The sequence below is a fragment of the Kitasatospora sp. NPDC059571 genome, assembly GCF_042735675.1.
Lineage (GTDB): Bacteria > Actinomycetota > Actinomycetes > Streptomycetales > Streptomycetaceae > Kitasatospora.
This window is the reverse complement of sequence record NZ_JBHWBW010000438.1, coordinates 1-2,250: the sequence shown is the minus strand read 5'-3', so window position 1 is coordinate 2,250 and position 2,250 is coordinate 1. Positions and strand designations below refer to the sequence as shown.

Below are 2,250 nucleotides of genomic sequence, written 5' to 3'. Positions count from 1 at the left end.
TTTTTTTTAATACCCCGGCGCGGGGGTGGGGGGGGGGGGGGGGGGGGGGCGGGGGCCCGGGGGGGGGCCCCCCGCCCCGCCGTCAGCGCCGGGCGTGGTCGCGGAAGCCGCGCCCGCTCTTGCGGCCCAGGCAGCCGGCCGCCACCAGGTGCTCCAGCAGCGGCGCGGCCGCCAGGCCGGGCTCGCGGAACTCCTGGTGCAGCACCTGCTCGATGGTCAGCGAGACGTCCAGGCCGACCACGTCCAGCAGCTCGAACGGGCCCATCGGGTAGCCGCAGCCGAGCTTCATCGCGGTGTCGATGTCGTCCACGGTGGCGTAGTGCTCCTGCAGCATCCGCACCGCGTCGTTCAGGTACGGGAAGAGCAGCGCGTTGACGATGAAGCCGGCGCGGTCGCCGCACTCCACCGCGTGCTTCTTCACCGCGGCGCAGAGCTCCAGCACGGTGGCGGTGACGTCCGGCGCGGTGAGCACCGTGGAGACCACCTCGACCAGCTTCATGGCCGGCGCCGGGTTGAAGAAGTGCATGCCGATCACGTCCTGCGGCCGCGTGGTGGCGGTCGCGCAGCTGATCACCGGCAGGCTCGACGTGGTGGTGGCGAGCACCGCGCCCGGCTTCACGATCTTGTCGAGGGTGGCGAACAGCTCGCGCTTGACCGCCAGGTCCTCGGCGACCGCCTCGACCACCAGGTCCACCTCGGCGAGGTCGGCGTACCGGCCGGTCGCGGTGACCAGGGCCAGCGCCGCGTCGCGCTGCTCGGCGCTGAGGCGTCCGCGGGAGACGGACCGCTCCAGCGACTTCGCCAGCTGGGCCTTGGCACGGTCCGCCTTCTCCTGGCTGCGGGCCGCGAGCAGCACCGGCAGGCCGGACTTGGCGAAGACCTCGACGATGCCGGTGGCCATGGTGCCCGAGCCGCAGACGCCGATGCTCGCGACGGTCCGGCCCGCGACCCGGGTGCCGGCCGCGGCCGAGGCCTCGGCGACCACCCGCGAGGAGCCCGGCGCCTCGTAGGTGTAGAAGCCGCGGCCGGTCTTGCGGCCGAGCAGGCCGGCCGCCACCAGCTGGCCGAGGATCGGCGCCGGGGCGTGCAGCCGGTCCTTGGACTGCTCGTACATGGCCTCCAGCACGGTGCGCGCGGTGTCCACGCCGATCAGGTCGAGCAGCGCCAGCGGGCCCATCGGCAGGCCGCAGCCGAGCCGCATCGCGGCGTCGATGTCCTCGCGGGTGGCGTACCGCGACTCGAACATCGCGGCGGCCTGGTTGAGGTAGGCGAAGAGCAGGCCGTTCACGATGAACCCGGCCCGGTCGCCCGCGGCGACCGGCTCCTTGCCCAGGTCGCGGGCGAACGCGGCGGCGTCCTCGGCGGCCTGCGGGGAGGTGAGCACGGTGCGCACGACCTCGACCAGCTTCATGGTGTGCACCGGGTTGAAGAAGTGCAGGCCGAGCACCCGCTCCGGGCGGGCGGTGGCGGCCGCGATCCGGGTCACCGAGAGCGCGGTGGTACCGGTCGCCAGCACCGTCTCCGGCGGGCAGATGCGGTCCAGCTCGGCGAAGATCTCCCGCTTCAGCTCCAGCTGCTCGGGCACCTCCTCGATCACCAGGTCGGCACCGGCCGCGGCGTCCAGCCGGTCGCCCACCGAGATCAGCGCGAGCAGCTCGGCCCGCTGCTCGGCGGTGAGGCGCTCGCGCTGCACGGCGCGCTCCGTCGACTCCTCGATGCGGGTGAGCGCACGGGCGGCGGCGTCGGCGTCTGCCTCGATGCCGATCACCCGGCGGCCGCTGCGGGCGACGGCCACGGCGACGCCGGCACCCATGGTGCCGAGTCCGACCACGGCGACGGTGGGGAAGGGACGCTCCATTGTCCTGACTCCTTGTCATGGGCCCCGCGCCGCGCTCCGACGCGGCCGGGCGCTCGGCGGCGAGCGGCGGCAGGGTGCGTCGGAGGAGGGTGCGGCGGCGCGGGAGTGCGGGAAGGCGGGGTGCGGCCCCGCGGGGCAGCGACCGGTCCGCTCCGGTCGTGCCGCGGGTGTGCCGAGGTGTGCCCAGACGCGCTGGGAGAAGGGAAGCGGCGCGAGGGTGCTGCGCCGGAAACGGCCCCGAGGGCCGGCGATCCCGCACCCGGGCGGCCGCGAGGTACCGCGGCGCCGACCACGCCGGTGCGGCTCCCGAGGCCCGGCGCTGGTGCGTGCGGCCACTGTAGCGGAGTTACTGGCGAGTAGGAAGAGTGCCCCGCCGAGGGAGTGCCAAGGGC

The 2,250-nt window shown here is 74.8% G+C and carries 1 protein-coding gene; it reads right to left on the bottom strand.

Annotated elements, in window-relative coordinates:
* Window positions 1-82 precede the first annotated feature (82 nt).
* A complete protein-coding gene (locus ACFV0G_RS32175; RefSeq protein WP_380555650.1) occupies window positions 83-1,858 on the bottom strand; it encodes a 3-hydroxyacyl-CoA dehydrogenase family protein in 1,776 nt (591 codons plus the stop codon).
* Window positions 1,859-2,250: the final 392 nt, after the last annotated feature.

What these genes read in the sequence shown, in the direction of transcription:
- ACFV0G_RS32175 (WP_380555650.1), bottom strand. Translation starts at nt 1,858, where the DNA reads ATGGAGCGTCCCTTCCCCACCGTCGCCGTGGTCGGACTCGGCACCATG.